This window comes from Aeromonas sp. R4-3 (genome assembly GCF_040908275.1).
Lineage (GTDB): Bacteria > Pseudomonadota > Gammaproteobacteria > Enterobacterales > Aeromonadaceae > Aeromonas > Aeromonas rivipollensis.
Window position 1 is genome coordinate 132,961 of record NZ_JBFODK010000063.1, and the last position, 15,870, is coordinate 148,830.

Annotated in this window: 15 protein-coding genes; 8 read left to right on the forward strand and 7 right to left on the reverse strand. The window is 63.2% G+C overall.

What is annotated here, in order from left to right; translation table 11 throughout:
- Nucleotides 1-22 precede the first annotated feature (22 nt).
- Both AB5Y91_RS21010 and AB5Y91_RS21015 read right to left on the reverse strand, forming a co-directional pair.
- Nucleotides 23-373, reverse strand: a complete 351-nt coding sequence (locus AB5Y91_RS21010) for an ArsC family reductase (RefSeq protein WP_368170678.1) — start codon at nt 371-373, stop codon at nt 23-25.
- A 200-nt stretch (nt 374-573) separates the two neighbouring features.
- A complete protein-coding gene (locus AB5Y91_RS21015) occupies nt 574-888 on the reverse strand; it encodes a hypothetical protein (protein WP_162627270.1) in 315 nt (104 codons plus the stop codon).
- Nucleotides 889-1,172: 284 nt separating this feature from the next.
- Between AB5Y91_RS21015 and dcuC the strand changes: the two genes are divergently transcribed.
- Entirely contained in the window at nt 1,173-2,549 is a 1,377-nt protein-coding gene (dcuC, locus tag AB5Y91_RS21020) for a C4-dicarboxylate transporter DcuC (protein ID WP_368170679.1), read from the forward strand.
- 82 nt (nt 2,550-2,631) lie between these two features.
- Nucleotides 2,632-3,771, forward strand: coding sequence for a M20 family metallopeptidase (locus AB5Y91_RS21025; RefSeq protein WP_368170680.1), 1,140 nt, complete (start codon nt 2,632-2,634; stop codon nt 3,769-3,771).
- Nucleotides 3,772-3,911: 140 nt separating this feature from the next.
- Here the strand turns inward: AB5Y91_RS21025 and AB5Y91_RS21030 are convergent, their stop codons facing one another.
- The 3 genes from AB5Y91_RS21030 to asnS form a co-directional block, all read right to left on the reverse strand.
- On the reverse strand, nt 3,912-4,568 hold the full coding sequence (locus tag AB5Y91_RS21030) for a hypothetical protein (protein ID WP_368170681.1): 657 nt from the start codon (nt 4,566-4,568) through the stop codon (nt 3,912-3,914).
- 163 nt (nt 4,569-4,731) lie between these two features.
- Entirely contained in the window at nt 4,732-6,075 is a 1,344-nt protein-coding gene (locus tag AB5Y91_RS21035) for an anaerobic C4-dicarboxylate transporter (protein WP_025326310.1), read from the reverse strand.
- Between the two features lie 341 nt (nt 6,076-6,416).
- Nucleotides 6,417-7,817 carry an asparagine--tRNA ligase gene (gene asnS, locus AB5Y91_RS21040; RefSeq protein ID WP_163148604.1) on the reverse strand — a complete coding sequence of 467 codons (1,401 nt, stop codon included), beginning with the start codon at nt 7,815-7,817 and terminating at the stop codon, nt 6,417-6,419.
- A gap of 199 nt (nt 7,818-8,016) precedes the next feature.
- Here asnS and AB5Y91_RS21045 point away from each other — a divergent pair, with 199 nt between their 5' ends.
- Nucleotides 8,017-8,361 (forward strand): hypothetical protein, encoded by a 345-nt coding sequence (locus AB5Y91_RS21045; RefSeq protein ID WP_368170682.1) that lies wholly within the window; start codon nt 8,017-8,019, stop codon nt 8,359-8,361.
- Nucleotides 8,362-8,492: 131 nt separating this feature from the next.
- Here AB5Y91_RS21045 and AB5Y91_RS21050 read toward each other — a convergent pair whose 3' ends face one another.
- Entirely contained in the window at nt 8,493-9,314 is an 822-nt protein-coding gene (locus tag AB5Y91_RS21050; protein ID WP_368170683.1) for a HAMP domain-containing protein, read from the reverse strand.
- A 135-nt stretch (nt 9,315-9,449) separates the two neighbouring features.
- Complete coding sequence (gene bioA, locus AB5Y91_RS21055) at nt 9,450-10,724, reverse strand: adenosylmethionine--8-amino-7-oxononanoate transaminase (protein WP_163156015.1); 1,275 nt, start codon at nt 10,722-10,724, stop codon at nt 9,450-9,452.
- A gap of 191 nt (nt 10,725-10,915) precedes the next feature.
- Between bioA and bioB the strand changes: the two genes are divergently transcribed.
- The 5 genes from bioB (at nt 10,916) to htpX (ending at nt 15,812) form a co-directional block, all read left to right on the forward strand.
- The gene (bioB, locus tag AB5Y91_RS21060) at nt 10,916-12,004 is read left to right on the forward strand and encodes a biotin synthase BioB (RefSeq protein ID WP_163135993.1); all 1,089 of its coding nucleotides are present in this window, start codon (nt 10,916-10,918) and stop codon (nt 12,002-12,004) included.
- Complete coding sequence (bioF, locus tag AB5Y91_RS21065) at nt 12,001-13,197, forward strand: 8-amino-7-oxononanoate synthase (protein ID WP_368170684.1); 1,197 nt, start codon at nt 12,001-12,003, stop codon at nt 13,195-13,197. Before bioB ends, bioF begins: the two co-directional genes overlap by 4 nt.
- Nucleotides 13,190-13,990, forward strand: coding sequence for a malonyl-ACP O-methyltransferase BioC (bioC, locus tag AB5Y91_RS21070; RefSeq protein WP_163148599.1), 801 nt, complete (start codon nt 13,190-13,192; stop codon nt 13,988-13,990). The genes bioF and bioC overlap by 8 nt, the downstream gene beginning before the upstream one ends.
- A 134-nt stretch (nt 13,991-14,124) precedes the next feature.
- Nucleotides 14,125-14,805, forward strand: coding sequence for a dethiobiotin synthase (gene bioD / locus AB5Y91_RS21075; protein WP_368170685.1), 681 nt, complete (start codon nt 14,125-14,127; stop codon nt 14,803-14,805).
- A gap of 134 nt (nt 14,806-14,939) precedes the next feature.
- Nucleotides 14,940-15,812 carry a protease HtpX gene (gene htpX, locus AB5Y91_RS21080; protein WP_106887413.1) on the forward strand — a complete coding sequence of 291 codons (873 nt, stop codon included), beginning with the start codon at nt 14,940-14,942 and terminating at the stop codon, nt 15,810-15,812.
- Nucleotides 15,813-15,870: the final 58 nt, after the last annotated feature.

Below are 15,870 nucleotides of genomic sequence, written 5' to 3' on the forward strand. Positions count from 1 at the left end.
CGGCGTTCCTTAACAGAAAAGTTTAACGAGAGAAGAGGGATTGGTAGTGGTCTGCCTTGAACCCCAGGGTCAGCTCGCCATCGCGATCCAGCAGCGGGCGCTTGATCATGGCGGGGTGTTCCAGCAGCAGGGCACGGGCTTTTGCGGTGTCCAGCCCTTGCTTGGCCTCCTCCGGCAGGGCGCGGAAGCTGGTGCCTCGGGTGTTGAGCAGGGCTTCCCAGCCCAGCTGGTTCAGCCAGCCGTCCAGCCGGGCAGGCTCGAGGCCGTCGGCCCTGTGATCGTGAAAGCGATAGTCGATGCCAGCCTTGTCCAGCCACTTGCGGGCCTTCTTGATGGTGTCGCAGTTCTTGATGCCATAGAGGGTGGTGGCCATGGGAGATCCTATATCTGCGGGCCCTGGGCCCTGAAATCCGAACGTGAAATCATGCAAGGGCCCGATTCTGGCATTGTGGCCCAGCCATGGCAACGCTCATGGCCGGGCTGGCTGGTTTTACCAGGGGGGAGGGGGGAGAAAACGCGAGGGGCCAGATAGCCAAAACGCGCCTGGGGGCGCGTTTTGTGGGAAGGGGGCTATCAGTGCAAGGTGGTCCACTCGTGGTCGAAGACCCGGGCCCGCTCCCAGGGCGCATCCGGCAGGCTGGAGGAGAGGCCTGTGTATTTGCCCACGTCGTCCACCACTATGGCGGAGAGGATCGGCAGGTTGTTTTCGGTGCAGTACATGCGGATGCGTTGCAGCAGGGTGCGCAGCTCATCCTGGCACTGTTCCAGCCCGGCCTGCCTGGCCAGCTTGGAATAACGAATGGTGGTGCGTTCCTTTGCAGACTCGACGAGGATGTCCCACAGCTTGTAGTCGCAGGTCGAAGTCCCTGCGGTGGCTTGGCTTGTCATAACTCTCTCCGGTGCGAAATGGTCGCTCTGTATCGACGGGCATCTTGGCCAGTTCACCCCTGACGGGCGTTGATCCAACGCAAAAAAAGTGGAGGTTGTTGGTCAGGATCTGATGCAGGGCATTCTAGTGCGTCGGGACTGGATTGATATACCAATTTTATTTGATATATCAAAATTTAATGCTGCTTTTTGTCATTCAAGCCACTTTTATTGATAGGGATCAAGGGGAAAGGAGGGGCTCGCCACTAGATTTCGATCCTCGATAATCTTATCAGGAGCGCACTTTGGAACTCTTATTCGTCTTGCTCGTGCTGATGGCCGTGGTCTACGGCATCGTCAAGGATTACAACCCGCAGGCGGTGCTGGCGCTGGCAGGCATGGCCATCTTCGCGGTGGCCTACTGGCTGGGGTTGCACCCCATACTGTCTGCCGACAAGAGCACGGGGTTCGCCCTGTTCGACCTGTTCGAGGTGTTCAAGGGGATCTTCTCCTACCGGGCGGCGGGGCTTGGTCTCACCATAATGGCGGTGGCGGGCTTTGCCACCTACATGTCCCACATAGGCGCCTCCCAGTCCCTGGTGCGGGTGGCGGTCAAGCCGGTGGCGGGCATCCGGTCCAGCTACCTGATGCTCTCCATCTGCTATCTGGTGGCGGTCTTCGTGTCGCTGTTTGTCACTTCCGCCACCGGCCTCGGCCTCTTGCTGATGGTCACCATGTACCCCGTGATGCGCAACCTCGGTATCAGCCCGGCGTCGGCCTGTGGCGTCATCGCCACCTCCCAGGCGTTCGAGATTGGCCCGACCCAGACCAACGCCATCTTCTCCGCCGGCCAGTCCGGCATGGATCCGACCAGCTACTTCGTCGACTACCAGATTTGGCTGGTGGCCCCCATGCTGCTGGTGACCATGGTGCTGCACTTCTTCTGGCAGCGTCACTGCGATCGCCTGGATGGCTGGGATCCCGCCCAGCATCGCGGCGATCCGGCCGAGCTAGACGAGCAGGGGAAGGAGGAGGTGCCGGCACCGACCTGGTATGCCCTGCTGCCCATCATCCCCTTCGTGCTGATGATGACCTTCTCCAAGCTGCTGGTGACCAGCATCAGCGTCAGCGTGGAGGTGGCCATGCTGCTGTCGGTCTTTATCGGCATGCTGTGCGAGCTGCTGCGCACCCGCTCGGTGCGCACCGCCATGGCCGGGCTCTCCAGCTTCCTCGACGGCATGGGCAAGGTGTTTGGCCCTGTAGTGGCGCTCATCGTCTGTGCCGAGCTGTTTGCCGAATCCCTCAAGGCCATAGGCGCCATCGACACCCTGCTGCACTCCGCCAGCAATGCCGGGATCGGCAGCGGCCTGATGACGCTGGTGATGGTGGGACTCATCATGGTGGCGGCCGTCATCATGGGCTCGGGCAACGCGGCCTTCCTGAGCTTCTCGACCCTGGCACCGGCGGTGGCGGCCAAGTTCGGGGTGCCGGCGGTGACCATGCTGCTGCCGATGCAGCTCGCCTCCAGCATAGGCCGCACCGTCTCCCCCATAGCGGCTGTGCTGATCGCCTGCGCGGGGATCGCCAAGGTCTCCCCCTTCGTGGTGGTCAAGCGCACCTGCGTGCCCATGGCTGGTGCCCTGGTGACGGCGCTGATGCTCAACTATCTGCTGTTTATGTAATGGCGGGGCGGGCGGCCAGGCTGCCCGCTCCATTCACTCTGCGCAAGGGTGAGGCCCGACCTTTTGCCCTTTGGAGACGATGATGACAGATCCTCGCAACGCTTTTTCCCTGGACGCCTATCTGGCGGATCTGGCCCCCCTCATCAACCTGGATTGCGGCACCCGCACCCCGGCCGGGGTGGCTCGGGTGGCCGACATCCTGACCGAAAAATATGAGGCCATCGGCTGGCAGGTGGTGCGCCACCAGTTTGCCCCCGAGTGCGGTCCCTGCCTCGAGGCAACCAATGCCCCGGGGGCGGATCACTATGACGTCATGCTGGTGGGTCACATGGATACCGTCTTCCCCGAGGGGACGGCGGCCAAACGTCCGCTGAAAGTCGAAGGCAATCAGGCCTTCGGCCCCGGTGTGTCGGATATGAAGAGCGGCCTGCTCTCCACCTGGTATGCCTTGAAGGGGATGGATCCGGCGCTGCTGGCCAGGCTCAAGGTGCTGGTCTGCTGCAACTGCGACGAGGAGATTGGCTCCCCCTGGTCCAGGGATTGGCTGGTAGCCAAGGCCAAGCAGAGCGGCTGCGTGCTGGTGGCCGAGGCGGCGCGCCCGAGCGGGGATCTCATCAGCGCCCGCAAGGGCAATGCCAAGTACCGCATCCGCTTCCACGGCAAGGCCTCCCACGCGGGATCTGCCCTGGCGGAGGGGGTCTCCGCCATCACAGAGCTGGCCCATTGGGTGCTGGCCATCAACGAACAGGTCAACATGGAGACGGGCACCACCATGAACGTGGGTGTGGTACAGGGCGGCACCGGCGTCAACGTGGTGCCGGACTTCGCCGAGGCCATAGTCGACCTGCGCTTCTGGAGCAACGACGAGGCTGCCGCCGTGCACGAGCGGCTCGGCTTTATGGCCAACAACCCCTTCCTGCGGGGTTGCCGGGTCGAGGTGGATCGCCAGAGCTTCAAGCCGGCAATGCGCCCGAGTGGCGACACCGAGGCGTTGATGGCGCTGGTGGAGGCGGCCGCGGCAGACGAGGGGATCTCCTTCAACTGGCTGGAGGCGGGGGGCGGATCTGATGCCAACTTCACCGCCGCCGCGGGCGTGCCGTCCCTGGATGGCTTGGGCCCCATGGGCGGCGGCTTCCACTCGGAGGCGGAGTTCTTGCTGCTGGGTAGCATAGAGCCGCGCATCCGCCTGCTGCAGCGGGTGCTGGGCAAGCTGGCGAAATAAGCCGGTTTATCCCTTGTTCGGGTCGCTATTGACCTGCTAAAAATTGGCCCGCTCAAATCAAACGGGAGGCTATTGCCTCCCGTTTTTTATCTCTATTTTTCGCGCTAGCTGAGTGAGTTGGCCAAGATGGCTTGAGGTCGTTACCCCTGCGACTTGGCCAGATAGGCCAGATGATCCTGGCGCGCCAGCTGCCAGCCATCGAGGCGCAGCGGGGCGGCAAAGCCCGGGCCGTCGGTCACCATGCTGTGGTACTCCCCCTGCTCGCCACAGGCATCGAATCCCTCTCGCTCGGCCAGTTGCTGCAGCTCGCTGAGGGTGGCCGCATCCAGGATACGCCCCACCCATTCCGGGGCCAGCACCCGGGTATCGACGCAGGATAAGTGGGCGACTATGCCGCGCGCCAGCATATCCGCCAGCAAGGCTTGGCGGGACTTCTGCCAGAGCGGGGTGTGGACGATGAGCCCCAGCGGCTGGCAGCGTTCGCGGATCCAGTTTGGCGCGCCCCCCACGCTGTCGATATCGCCGGTCACCACACCATCGAGTGCCCACTCCTGCCGCAAGTGGCTCAGCGCCGTCTCATAGCCCTGCTCGAAGGGCGCTTCTATGGTGATCAGCAGATGGGGCAGACCCAGGGCCGCCGCCTGACGGCGCACCAGCGGCAAGGGGTGAGCGAGAAATCGGGGCTCTGGCGGGGCAAAGGTGGCCAGGGCCACCACCTGATGACCCGCATCGCGGGCATGGCAGAGGGCCAGCATGGCATCTTTGCCACCGCTCCAGAGCAGTATGACGCGAGACATGGGGGAGATTCCGGTGGTGAAAGAGGGAGCACATGCTACCCAGTGGCGGGGGCGCAGGTAAAGCCGCAGCGGGAAATCGTGGCAGGAATTGACCGGGAGGAAAAAAGAGCAGGCCCCCGCAGCGGGGGCCTGTCTGGCAAGAGCGTGTCGAACGCCGTTGGGATTACAGCAAGATGGTAGTCAGCACATACCCCAGGGCGCAGGAGCTGCTGACCCCGATCAGCCCCGGAATGATGAAGCTGTGGTTGATGATGAACTTGCCGATGCGGGTGGTGCCGGAGCGGTCGAAACCGATACAGGCCAGGTCGCTCGGGTAGGTCGGCAGCACGAAGTAGCCGTAGCTGGCCGGCAGGAAGGCGATCAGCAGTTTCGGCTCAACGCCCAGTGCCAGACCCATGGGGGCGATGGCGGTCAGGGCGGCAGCCTGGCTGTTTACCAGCTTGGAGATGAGGAAGAGCACCAGGGCGTAGGTCCAGGGCTGGGCCTGTACCACGTGGGCCAGGGTCTCTTTGAGCAGCGGCATGTGAGCCTGGAAGAAGGTCTCGCTCATCCAGGCAACCCCGAACACGGAGAAGATGGCGACCATGCCCGCCTTGAAGACGGCGCCGTTGGAGATATCGCCCGGCTTGACCTTGCAGCGCATCAGAATGATGGCGCCGGCGATCAGCATCATCATCTGGATCACCAGGTTCATGGAGAGGGGGCCTGTCTTGTCCTTGATGGTGAACACCGGACGCAGACCTTCGTTGGCACCGAGCAAGACCACGGCGGCGATGGCGGCGAAGAAGATCCAGGTAGACCAGTAGGCCTCTTTCGGGAACTTGGTGTTGAGCAGGGTCTCACCGCCGCCATAGACGAAGGCGCGCTGCTCCGGATCCTGGATCTTGGCCTGGAACTCTTCGTCCTTGTCCAGATCCTTGCCGCGACGCAGGCTCCACAGGGCCGCCATGACCACGCCGGTCAGGGAGGAGGGGATGGCGATCATCAGGATGTCGAGCAGGCCGTAGGCCTGACCTATGCCGTGACCGGCAGCCAGAATGGAGACCATGGAGACCACGGCAACAGAGACCGGGGAGGCGCAGATCGCCATCTGGGAGGCCACGGAGGCCACCGCCATGGGGCGCTCGGGACGAATGTTCTTCTGCAGCGCTATGTCGGCGATGATGGGGAACATGGTGTAGACCACGTGGCCGGTACCGCACAGGAAGGTGAGGGTCCAGGTGGTGAGGGGCGCCAGGATTGTGATGTATTGCGGATGACGGCGCAGCAGGCGCTCGGCCACCTGCATCATCAGGTTGAGGCCACCGGCAGTCTGCAGGGTGGCGGCGCAGCCGATCACCGCCAGTATGGTCAGCATCACCTGCACCGGCGGTTCGCCCGGCACCAGGCCGAACACGAAGGTCAGCAGGAACAGACCTATGCCACTGATGAGACCCAGTCCCATGCCCCCAAAGCGGGTACCCAGCAGCAAGCAGCCGAGCACCACCAAAAATTCCATCAAGATCATTCCATTACCTCGTGTGATTGAATCCATGTCCGCATCGGCCCTGGGGCCCGGGAGCATCTGTCGTTATTTGCCCCTAAAGGGTTAGTGGGTATTCTGGCACCCCTAAAGGGGTAAAAAATTGAGGTGGTTCAATAACAGACTCTTTTCCGATTTAAGTGCATAAAAACTATGGATATGCCCTTGAACAGGGGCGATCGGGGGCGTGACAGGCAGGGGAAGAGGGTGGTGGGATTTATTCGAGGATCAGGATGAGAGGCGGGGCGCCCCAGCCGGGAGAGCAGGAAATAAAAAGCCGACCCAAGGGTCGGCTTTTGCACGGTGCGAGTCTGGCTCGGCGCGTCTTAGAACTCGGCGGTGCGAGGGGTACGCGGGAAGGGGATGACGTCGCGCACGTTCCCCATGCCGGTCACATAGACCACCAGACGCTCGAAGCCCAGGCCGAAACCTGAGTGCGGCACTGTGCCGTAGCGACGCAGGTCGCGATACCACCAGTAATCTTCCTTGTTCAGGCCCATTTCGGCCAGACGGGCATCCAGCACCTCGAGGCGCTCCTCACGCTGGGAGCCACCGATGATCTCGCCGATCCCCGGGGCCAGCACGTCCATGGCGGCGACGGTTTTGCCGTCGTCGTTGAGGCGCATGTAGAAGGCCTTGATGTCTTTCGGGTAGTTCTTCACCACCACAGGAGACTTGAAGTGCTCCTCGGCCAGGTAGCGCTCGTGCTCGGAGGAGAGATCTATGCCCCAGGAGACAGGGAACTCGAAGCTCTTGCCGCAGTTCTTCAGTACTTCGATGGCGTCGGTGTAGTCAATCTGGGCGAAGTCGGAGGCGACGAAACGTTCCAGACGGTCGATGGCGTCCTTGTCAATGTGCTGGGTGAAGAACTCCAGATCGTCACGGCGCTCGGTCAGCACGGCGTTGAAGACGTATTTGAGCATGGCTTCGGCCAGGGCGGCGTTATCTTCCAGGTCCGCGAAGGCGATTTCCGGCTCCACCATCCAGAACTCGGCCAAATGGCGGCTGGTGTTGGAGTTTTCGGCGCGGAAGGTCGGGCCGAAGGTGTAGACCTTGGACAGGGCGCAGGCATAGGTCTCGACGTTGAGCTGACCGGAGACGGTCAGGAAGGTCTCCTTGCCGAAGAAGTCCTTGTCGTAGTCCACCTTGCCTTCGGGCGTGCGCGGCAGGTTTTCCATGTCCAGGGTGGAGACGCGGAACATCTCGCCGGCGCCTTCGGTGTCGGAGGCGGTGATGAGGGGGGCGGCGATCCACAGATAGCCTTCTTCATGGAAGAAGCGGTGAATGGCCTGGGCCAGGCAGTTGCGCACCCGGGTCACGGCGCCGACCACGTTGGTACGGGCACGCAGGTGACCCTGCTCGCGCAGGTATTCGATGCTGTGGCGCTTGGCAGACATGGGGTAGGTGTCCGGGTCTTCGACCCAGCCTACTACCTTGACGTCAGAGGCTTGCAGCTCGAAGGCCTGGCCGCTGCCCTGGGAAGCCACGACCACACCGGTCACTTCCACTGAGCAGGCGGTGGTCAGACGCAGCACTTCATTCTCGTAATTGGCCAGGGTATTGGGAACGACGGCCTGTACCGGATGGAAACAGGAGCCATCGGATATGGCCAAAAATGAGATCCCCGCCTTGGAATCGCGGCGGGTCCGGATCCACCCTTTCACTGTCTGGGTGGTGCCAACCGCATACTTACCGGTCAGCACATCTACTACGGATGCGTGCGTCATCGAAATATTGTCTCCAGCTTGTTCTTGCAGCGCTATTTGCAACACTAGGGGTCTGGCCCGGGCATGAGTGGCCCACCATGGCAGACTAAGCCGTTAATCTTACCCGCGCGGGTTTGATAAACAAGCAAAAATGTCGGACCCTTGCGGGGTTTTCCCCATGAATCTTGCATGGATCCGGTCGGTTGGGCAGGGGGTGAGAGTGAAGGAACGCAGGCGGGGGCCGGATGGCTGGATACGGGTACTCCAGGGGCTGGTGATCCTCTGCTGGGGCGGCTTCATCGTCCTGCTCGGCCTCTATCACCATGCCCGCCCCGATATTGCCTACGGCTTTCTGGTCTATGGCGGGGTCAAGGTGCGTGACTATTGGGATCCTGCCTTGACCCCCTGGCTGGTGCACGGGCTCTGGGGCTGCTGCCTGCTGACCCTGGGGGTCTTGGCGCTGGAGCAGCGCCGCAGCAGACGGCAAGAGGATGCACTGCATGTCAATCTGTTCATCCTGTTGCTGATCCTGATTGCCAGCCTGCTGTTCTACTACCTGGCGTGATCCGCCGGTTGCTCGTCCTGTGACGAGAGGCCTTGGCGCTGGAGCGCCGATGCAGCCTACGGCAAGAGGATGCGCTGCACCTCAATTCTGTTCATCCTGCTGCTGATCCTGGTCGCCAGCCTGCTGTTCTACTACCTAGGGTGATCCGCCGGCTTATCGTCCTGGGGCGAGGGGGCGGGGCGCTTGCCGAGCTGGCGCTCCACGCTGTCGAGCATCTGGTTGTAGGCGAGTGCCACCCGGCCTATCTCGTCCCCTTCATCGCCCTCCAGGCGGTGGCCGAAGTCGTGCAGATCGGTGGCCTCTTCCATGGAGCGGGTCAGCTGGTTGAGAGGGCGGACTATCCAGGTGCGGATGACCCAGAGGGTGAGCAGCAGCCCCAGCCCGAAGATACCGGTGAGAATAAGTGCCGAAGTGAGGATGTTCTGCTCGACCCGGGTAAAGAGGGTGTCGAGGGAGTAGTCAAAGCGCACAGCCCCCAGCACCGTATTCTCCGGCACTTGGTGACAGCTGGTGCAGTCGGTGCCGCGAAAATCCGTCTTGGCCAGCAGGGGGCGGGTCACCACCAGCTTGCTGTGGGTGCCGTCGTGCACCACCTCCAGGCTTCCCTTGCCCGCCAGGGCCAGGGCATCGAATCTGTCCTTGGGGGCCTCGGTCTCGCGACCCGCCCCGTACTGCTTGTTGATCGCCGCTCCGCGCACTATGCGGGCATCTTCCACGTGGGCATGATCGAGGAACTTGGCGCGCAGGGTGTCGCGGGCCTCCATCTTGCCGGTCAGCATCAGCATGTTGAGGCCGTCGAAGTAGGCCTCGGTCTGCTCGCGGCTCTGCTCCTTGATGAGAGTCAGGATGAGGTCGCGCTCGCGCACCGCCTGATAGGCCGCGGAAAACACCAATACCATGGAGAAGATGAAGAGCAGGAAGAAATTGATCTTGGCAGTGATGGAGAGGCGCATGGGAAAGGTACATCTGTTGGGTAAAACCCGCGCAGTCTACTCCCCTCGCCAGCCGGGTTCTGGTGTCTCGCTCACATTCTGATGAAAAAGAGCCAAAAGGCCCTGCATTCTCATGCAGGGCCTATTCATCCAGACTCAGAATTCACCGCTGGTGATGGCCTCATGGATGGCGCGGGTCAATACCCTCAGCTCCTCGGGGCTGATGACAAAGGGGGGCATCAGGTAGATGAGCTTGCCGAACGGGCGGATCCAGGCTCCAAGCGACACGAACTTGCGCTGGATGCGCGCCACGTCCACCCGCTCCTTCATCTCCACCACGCCGATGGCGCCGAGTACCCGCACATCCGCCACCGCCGGGTTGAGGGTCAGCTGCACCAGCTCGGTGCGCAGCTGATGCTCGATGGCGGTTACCCTTTCCTGCCACGGCGAGGCCAGCAGCAGATCGATGGAGGCGTTGGCCACCGCGCAGGCGAGTGGATTGCCCATAAAGGTGGGGCCGTGCATAAAGACCCCGGCCTTGCCGTCACAGATGGTGCGGGCGACCTGCTCCGTGGTGAGGGTGGCCGACAGCGTCAGGTAGCCGCCGGTGAGCGCCTTGCCCAGGCACATGATGTCGGGGCTGATCCCCGCCCAGTCGCAGGCAAACAGCTGACCGGTGCGGCCAAAGCCGGTGGCTATCTCGTCGGCAATCAAGAGCAGGCCGAACTCGTCGCACAGGGCGCGCACCCACTGCAGGTAGCGGGGGTGATAGAAGCGCATGCCGCCCGCTCCCTGGACTATGGGCTCCAGCACTATGGCGGCTATCTCTTCGTGGCGATCGGCAACCAGCTCCGCCAGCTCCACCACGCAGCTCTCGTCCCACTGGGCATGAAAGCGGCAGCTCGGGGCGGCCACGAAATGGTGCTCCGGCAGGAAGCCCTTGTAGAGCTCGTGCATGCCGCCATCCGGGTCGCAGACGCTCATGGCGCCGAAGGTGTCGCCGTGATAGCCGCCCCGCAGGGAGACAAATTTGGCCCTTGGCGTCCCCTTGGCGTGCCAGTACTGCTGGGCCATCTTGAGTGCCACCTCCACCGCTACCGACCCCGAATCCGCCAGAAACACCCGATCCAGCCCTTTTGGTGTGATCTCCACCAGCTTGCGGCACAGCTCCACCGCAGGGGCATGGGTCAGGCCGCCAAACATCACGTGGGACATCTTGCCGAGCTGGGCAGTGGCGGCGGCGTCCAGTTCCGGCACCTGATAGCCGTGGACGCAGGCCCACCAGGAGCTCATGCCATCCACCAGTTCACGGCCGTCGCTGAGGGTGAGGGTCACCCCCTTGGCGCTGGCCACTTCATAGCAGGGCAGGGGATGGGTGAGGGAGGTATAGGGGTGCCAGACGTGGTGCAGGTCGAATTCTTGATTGGTCATTTTATGTTCTGTTGTCAATTGGTTTGATCTGGTCGGTGTTGACAGTCTACGCGCGCTCTCTACACTAGCCAACAATTTCAGCCACTTGGCGCCAGGCCTCACTGCGAGGAGGTCGGCCTGTGGCGGCTTTTGCGGTCCTTCATCCCAGGATGGCGGCGCAGGATCCCACTTATAACAACTGGAAGCCATGTATGAATGCTCTCACCCTGGGCGGTCACGCCCTTCGTCACGACTGGACCCTCGCCGAGGTTCAGGCCCTGTTTGCCCTGCCATTCAACGATCTGCTGTTCCAGGCCCAGACGGTACACCGCGCCCATTTCGACCCGAACGAGGTGCAGGTGAGCACCTTGCTCTCCATCAAGACCGGCGCCTGCCCGGAGGATTGCAAATATTGCCCCCAGAGCGCCCGCTACCACACCGGGCTCGAAACCGAGCGGCTGATGGAGGTGGAGAAAGTGCTGGAGCGGGCCCGCGAAGCCAAGGCCAACGGCTCGTCGCGCTTCTGCATGGGTGCCGCCTGGCGCAACCCCAAGGAGAGGGACATGCCCTACATACTGCGCATGGTCGAGGAGGTGCGCGGGCTGGGGATGGAGACCTGCATGACGCTGGGGATGCTGACCGCGGATCAGGCCGCCCGCCTGGGTGCCGCCGGCCTTGACTACTACAACCACAATCTCGACACCTCGCCGGAGTTCTACGGTGACATCATCACCACCCGCACCTATCAGGACAGGCTGGATACCCTTGAGCATGTGCGCGGCGCCGGCATGAAGGTGTGCTCCGGCGGCATCGTCGGCATGGGGGAGCAGGCCAAGGATAGGGCGGGCCTCTTGATGGCGCTGGCCAACCTGCCGCGCCACCCGGAGAGCGTGCCCATCAACATGCTGGTCAAGGTGAAGGGGACGCCCCTGGAGAACGAGGAGAACCTGGATCCGTTCGAATTTATCCGCACCATAGCGGTGGCGCGCATCATGATGCCCGCCTCCCATGTGCGCCTCTCCGCCGGGCGGGAGAAGATGAACGAGCAGATGCAGGCCATGTGTTTTATGGCGGGCGCCAACTCCATCTTCTATGGCTGCAAGCTGCTGACCACCCCCAACCCCGACGAGAACAGCGACATGCAGCTGTTCAAGCGGCTCGGCATCCGTCCCGCCCAGCGGGCCCAGAAGCCGGATCAGGTTCAGGAAGAGGAGCTGCTGGCCGAGGTGAGCCGCCAGAGCGAGCCTCGCGAACTCTTCTACGATGCCACCCGCCCCCGCGCAGGTGCCGTCCGTTCATGACTTCCCCTGTTGTCACAGGCCCCTTTGCGCTGGGGGAGGCCCTGGCCGAACGCGAGCAGGCGGCCCTGCTGCGCCGCCGCATCGCTACCGATGGCCCCACTGGCGCCAGGCTGGTGGTCGATGGGCGCGACTACCTCAACTTCTCTGCCAACGATTACCTGGGGCTCGCCGATCATCCCGCCATCAAGGCCGCCTTCAAGGAGGGGATCGAGCGCCATGGTGCGGGCGCCGGCGCCTCTCCTCTGGTGACAGGCTACAGCCGTGCCCACCAGCAGCTGGAAGAGACGCTTGCCGACTGGATCGGGGTGGAGGCGGTGCTGCTGTTCAACTGCGGTTTTTCCGCCAATCAGGCGGTGCTCAAGGCCCTGCTCGGCAAGGAGCACCTGCTGTGGCAGGACAGGCTCAACCACGCCTCCTTGCAGGAGATGGGCAGCCAGCTCCCCTGCAAGATGAAGCGCTTTGCCCACAACGACATGGCGGCCCTTGAGCGTCAACTCGAACCAAACCGTGGCTTGATCGTCTCGGAAGGGGTCTTCAGCATGGACGGGGATCAGGGCCCCTGGCGCGAGCTCGCAACACTCGCAGCCCAGAGCGGCAACTGGCTGATGATCGACGATGCCCACGGCCTCGGCGTGCTGGGGCCACAAGGGCGCGGCACCCTGGCGGCGCAAGGGGTTGATCCTGGCAGCGTGCACATCCAGATGGGCACCTTTGGCAAGGCGCTTGGGGTCGCCGGTGCCTTCGTGGGGGGCAGCCGCGAGCTGGTGGAGTACCTGGTCAACTTTGCCCGCCACTATGTCTACAGCACCCATATGCCAGCCGCCCAGGCCTGTGCGGTCAGCAAGAGTATCGAATTGGTACGCGCTGCTGATGATGCCCGCGCTCATCTTGGCCAGTTGATCGCCCGCTTCCGGCAGGGGGCCGAGGCGCTGGGCTGGCGGCTCGGCGCAAGCGAGACCCCGATCCAGCCCCTGCTGGTGGGGGAGAGCGCGGCTGCCCTGCAACTGGCCCAGCGGCTGCGGGATAGCGGCGTCTGGGTCAGCGCCATCCGCCCACCCACTGTGCCGGTCGGCACGGCGCGCCTTCGCATCACCCTGAGTGCCGCGCACCGCGAGCAGGATGTGGACAGCCTGCTCGACGCCTTGGGCCCTTGCCCGTCAGGTGCAGGTGCCGAGGGGGCTTGCCATGCATGAGCGTTTCCAGCAGGTCGACAAGGCCCAGCTCGCCCGCCGCTTCGGGGCGGCCGCCCGTCATTACGACGCCCATGCCCGTTTCCAGCAGGAGGTGGGGCAGGCACTGCTTGACCTGATGCCGGACGGGCAGGTCGGTTCTGAACTGACGGTTTGCGGGCTGGATCTTGGCTGCGGCACAGGCTTCTTCCTGCCCGCGCTGGCGGGACGTTGCCAGCAGTTGCACGGGCTGGATCTTGCCCCCGGCATGCTGGCCCAGGCCGCCCTGCGTGGCAGCGGCGCCCGGCTGCTGTGCGGTGATGCGGAGGCGCTGCCCTTCGCGGATCAAAGCCTGGACTGGGTCTTCTCCAGCCTGGCCCTGCAGTGGTGCGAGCGCCCGGCCCAGGCGTTTGCCGAGATCCACCGGGTGCTCAAGCCCGGTGGCCAGCTGCTGTTCTCGACCCTGCTTGTGGATTCCCTCTGGCAGTTGCGCGAGGCCTGGGGCGTCGTCGACGGGCACGCCCACGTCAACCGTTTCCTCGCCCTGCCCCAGTTGCAGCAGGCCATTGACGCCGGGGGGTTTCAGGCGCCTGAGCTGACCCCTGTCACCTGGTCCCTCGCCTATCTGGAGCTCAATGACTTGCTGCGGGATCTCAAGGGTATAGGGGCCAGCCAGGTCAATGACGACAGGGCCGCGGGGCTTGGCAACCGCCAGCGCCTGAGGCGTCTCGGGGAAGCCTATGAACGCCACCGCCAGCCCGACGGCCTGCTGGCCGCCAGCTATGAGGTCTGCCTCGGACGCCTGGTTCGCCGCTGATCGGCTGCGGGATCACTCATTTTTGCCTTGGGCCGGGCGGCCACCATCAGGTTCGCCGCCCAGTCGGGCACAAGCCCATCACTGATACCAAGGTGGCGCCAGAGCGCCACCTTGAACTGCGCTGAGGAATCATCATGGTCAGATCCTATTTCATCACGGGCACCGACACTGACGTGGGCAAGACCCTGGTCGCCCGCACCCTGCTGCAAGCCTTCGCCGCCCAAGGCATAGCCTGCGCCGGCTACAAGCCGATTTCCGCCGGCTGTGCCCGCACCCCCGAGGGGCTTCGCAACCTCGATGCCCAGCAGTTGCAAGCGGCCGCCAGCCTTCCGCTGCCCATCGACTCGGTCAACCCCTATGCTTTCGAGCCTCCCATAGCCCCTCACATAGCCGCTCGGGAGGTGGGGGCGAGCATTCCTCTGGCGGGCCTGTCGGCTGGATTGCGGGAGATTGAGCGGGCCGGGGCCGAACTGGTGATAGTCGAGGGGGCGGGGGGCTGGTTTTTGCCGCTGGATCTCCAGCATCTGCTGTCGGACTGGGTCGCCCTTGAGCGCCTGCCGGTGATCCTGGTGGTGGGGGCCAAGCTGGGTTGCCTCAATCATGCCTTGCTCACCTGCGCCGCCATCCGCCATCAGGGGCTGACCCTTGCTGGCTGGGTGGTCAATCGGGTGGATCCGCACATGAGTCGTTACCCGGAGAACCTGGCCACCTTGAAAGCCTTGTTGCCGGCCCCATTTCTGGGAGAGATCCCCTTCGTAGACCAGCCGCTCGAGGCGGATCTGCGCGGCTGTCTCGACATTTCACCCCTGCTCTGACCCCCTCGGCAGCTTAGCTGGGCCCGACATTCAGCAAACATTCATCGAGTCTGTCTATGATCGGGAGCAGGTGTGGTATCAGGTCGATTGTGAACTGGCCCGAACCATGCATCTATATCTCACAAGGAGTCAATATGAAGCGAATTATGCTATTCCTGGTGACCAACCTGGCCGTCATGCTGGTGCTGGGGGTGGTACTCAATATCCTGTTCTCGGTTCTGGGGATCAACAAGTCCAGCATTTCCGGTCTGTTGGTGTTCTGTGCCGTGTTCGGTTTTGGGGGTTCCTTTATCTCCTTGCTGATGTCCAAGTGGATGGCCAAGCGCAGCTATGGCGTCCAGGTCATCGAGCAGCCCCGCAACGAGACAGAACACTGGCTGGTGAGCACTGTTGCCCGTCAGGCCCGTGAGGCTGGCATCAAGATGCCGGAAGTGGGGATCTACGACTCTCCCGAGATGAACGCCTTCGCCACAGGTGCCCGTCGTGACGACTCCCTCGTCGCCGTCTCCTCCGGCCTGCTCTACAGCATGAGCCGTGACGAGGCGGAAGCCGTGCTGGCCCACGAGGTGAGCCACGTGGCCAACGGCGACATGGTGACCCTGACCCTGATCCAGGGGGTGGTGAACACCTTCGTGATGTTCTTCGCCCGCATAGTGGCCGGCGTCATCAGCAACTTCTTCAGCTCCAACAACAGCGAAGAGAGCAGCAGCTCGGGTGGCTTTGCCTACATGATCACCGTCTTCGTGCTGGAGATGCTGTTTGGCGTGCTGGCCTCCATGATCGTCATGTGGTTCAGCCGTCAGCGTGAGTTCCGCGCCGACGCCGGTGCCGCCAAGCTGGCCGGTCGCGACAAGATGATAGCCGCGCTGCAGCGCCTCTCCCGCGGTGCCGAGCCGCAGATGGAAGGGGCCATGATGGCCTTCGGCATCAACGGCAAGCGCTCCATGAGCGAGCTGTTCATGAGCCACCCGCCCATAGAGCAGCGCATCGCCGCCCTGCGTGGCTGATTGCCAGACGCGATAAGAAAACGGCTGCCTCAGGGCAGCCGTTTTGCTTTGTGGTGAT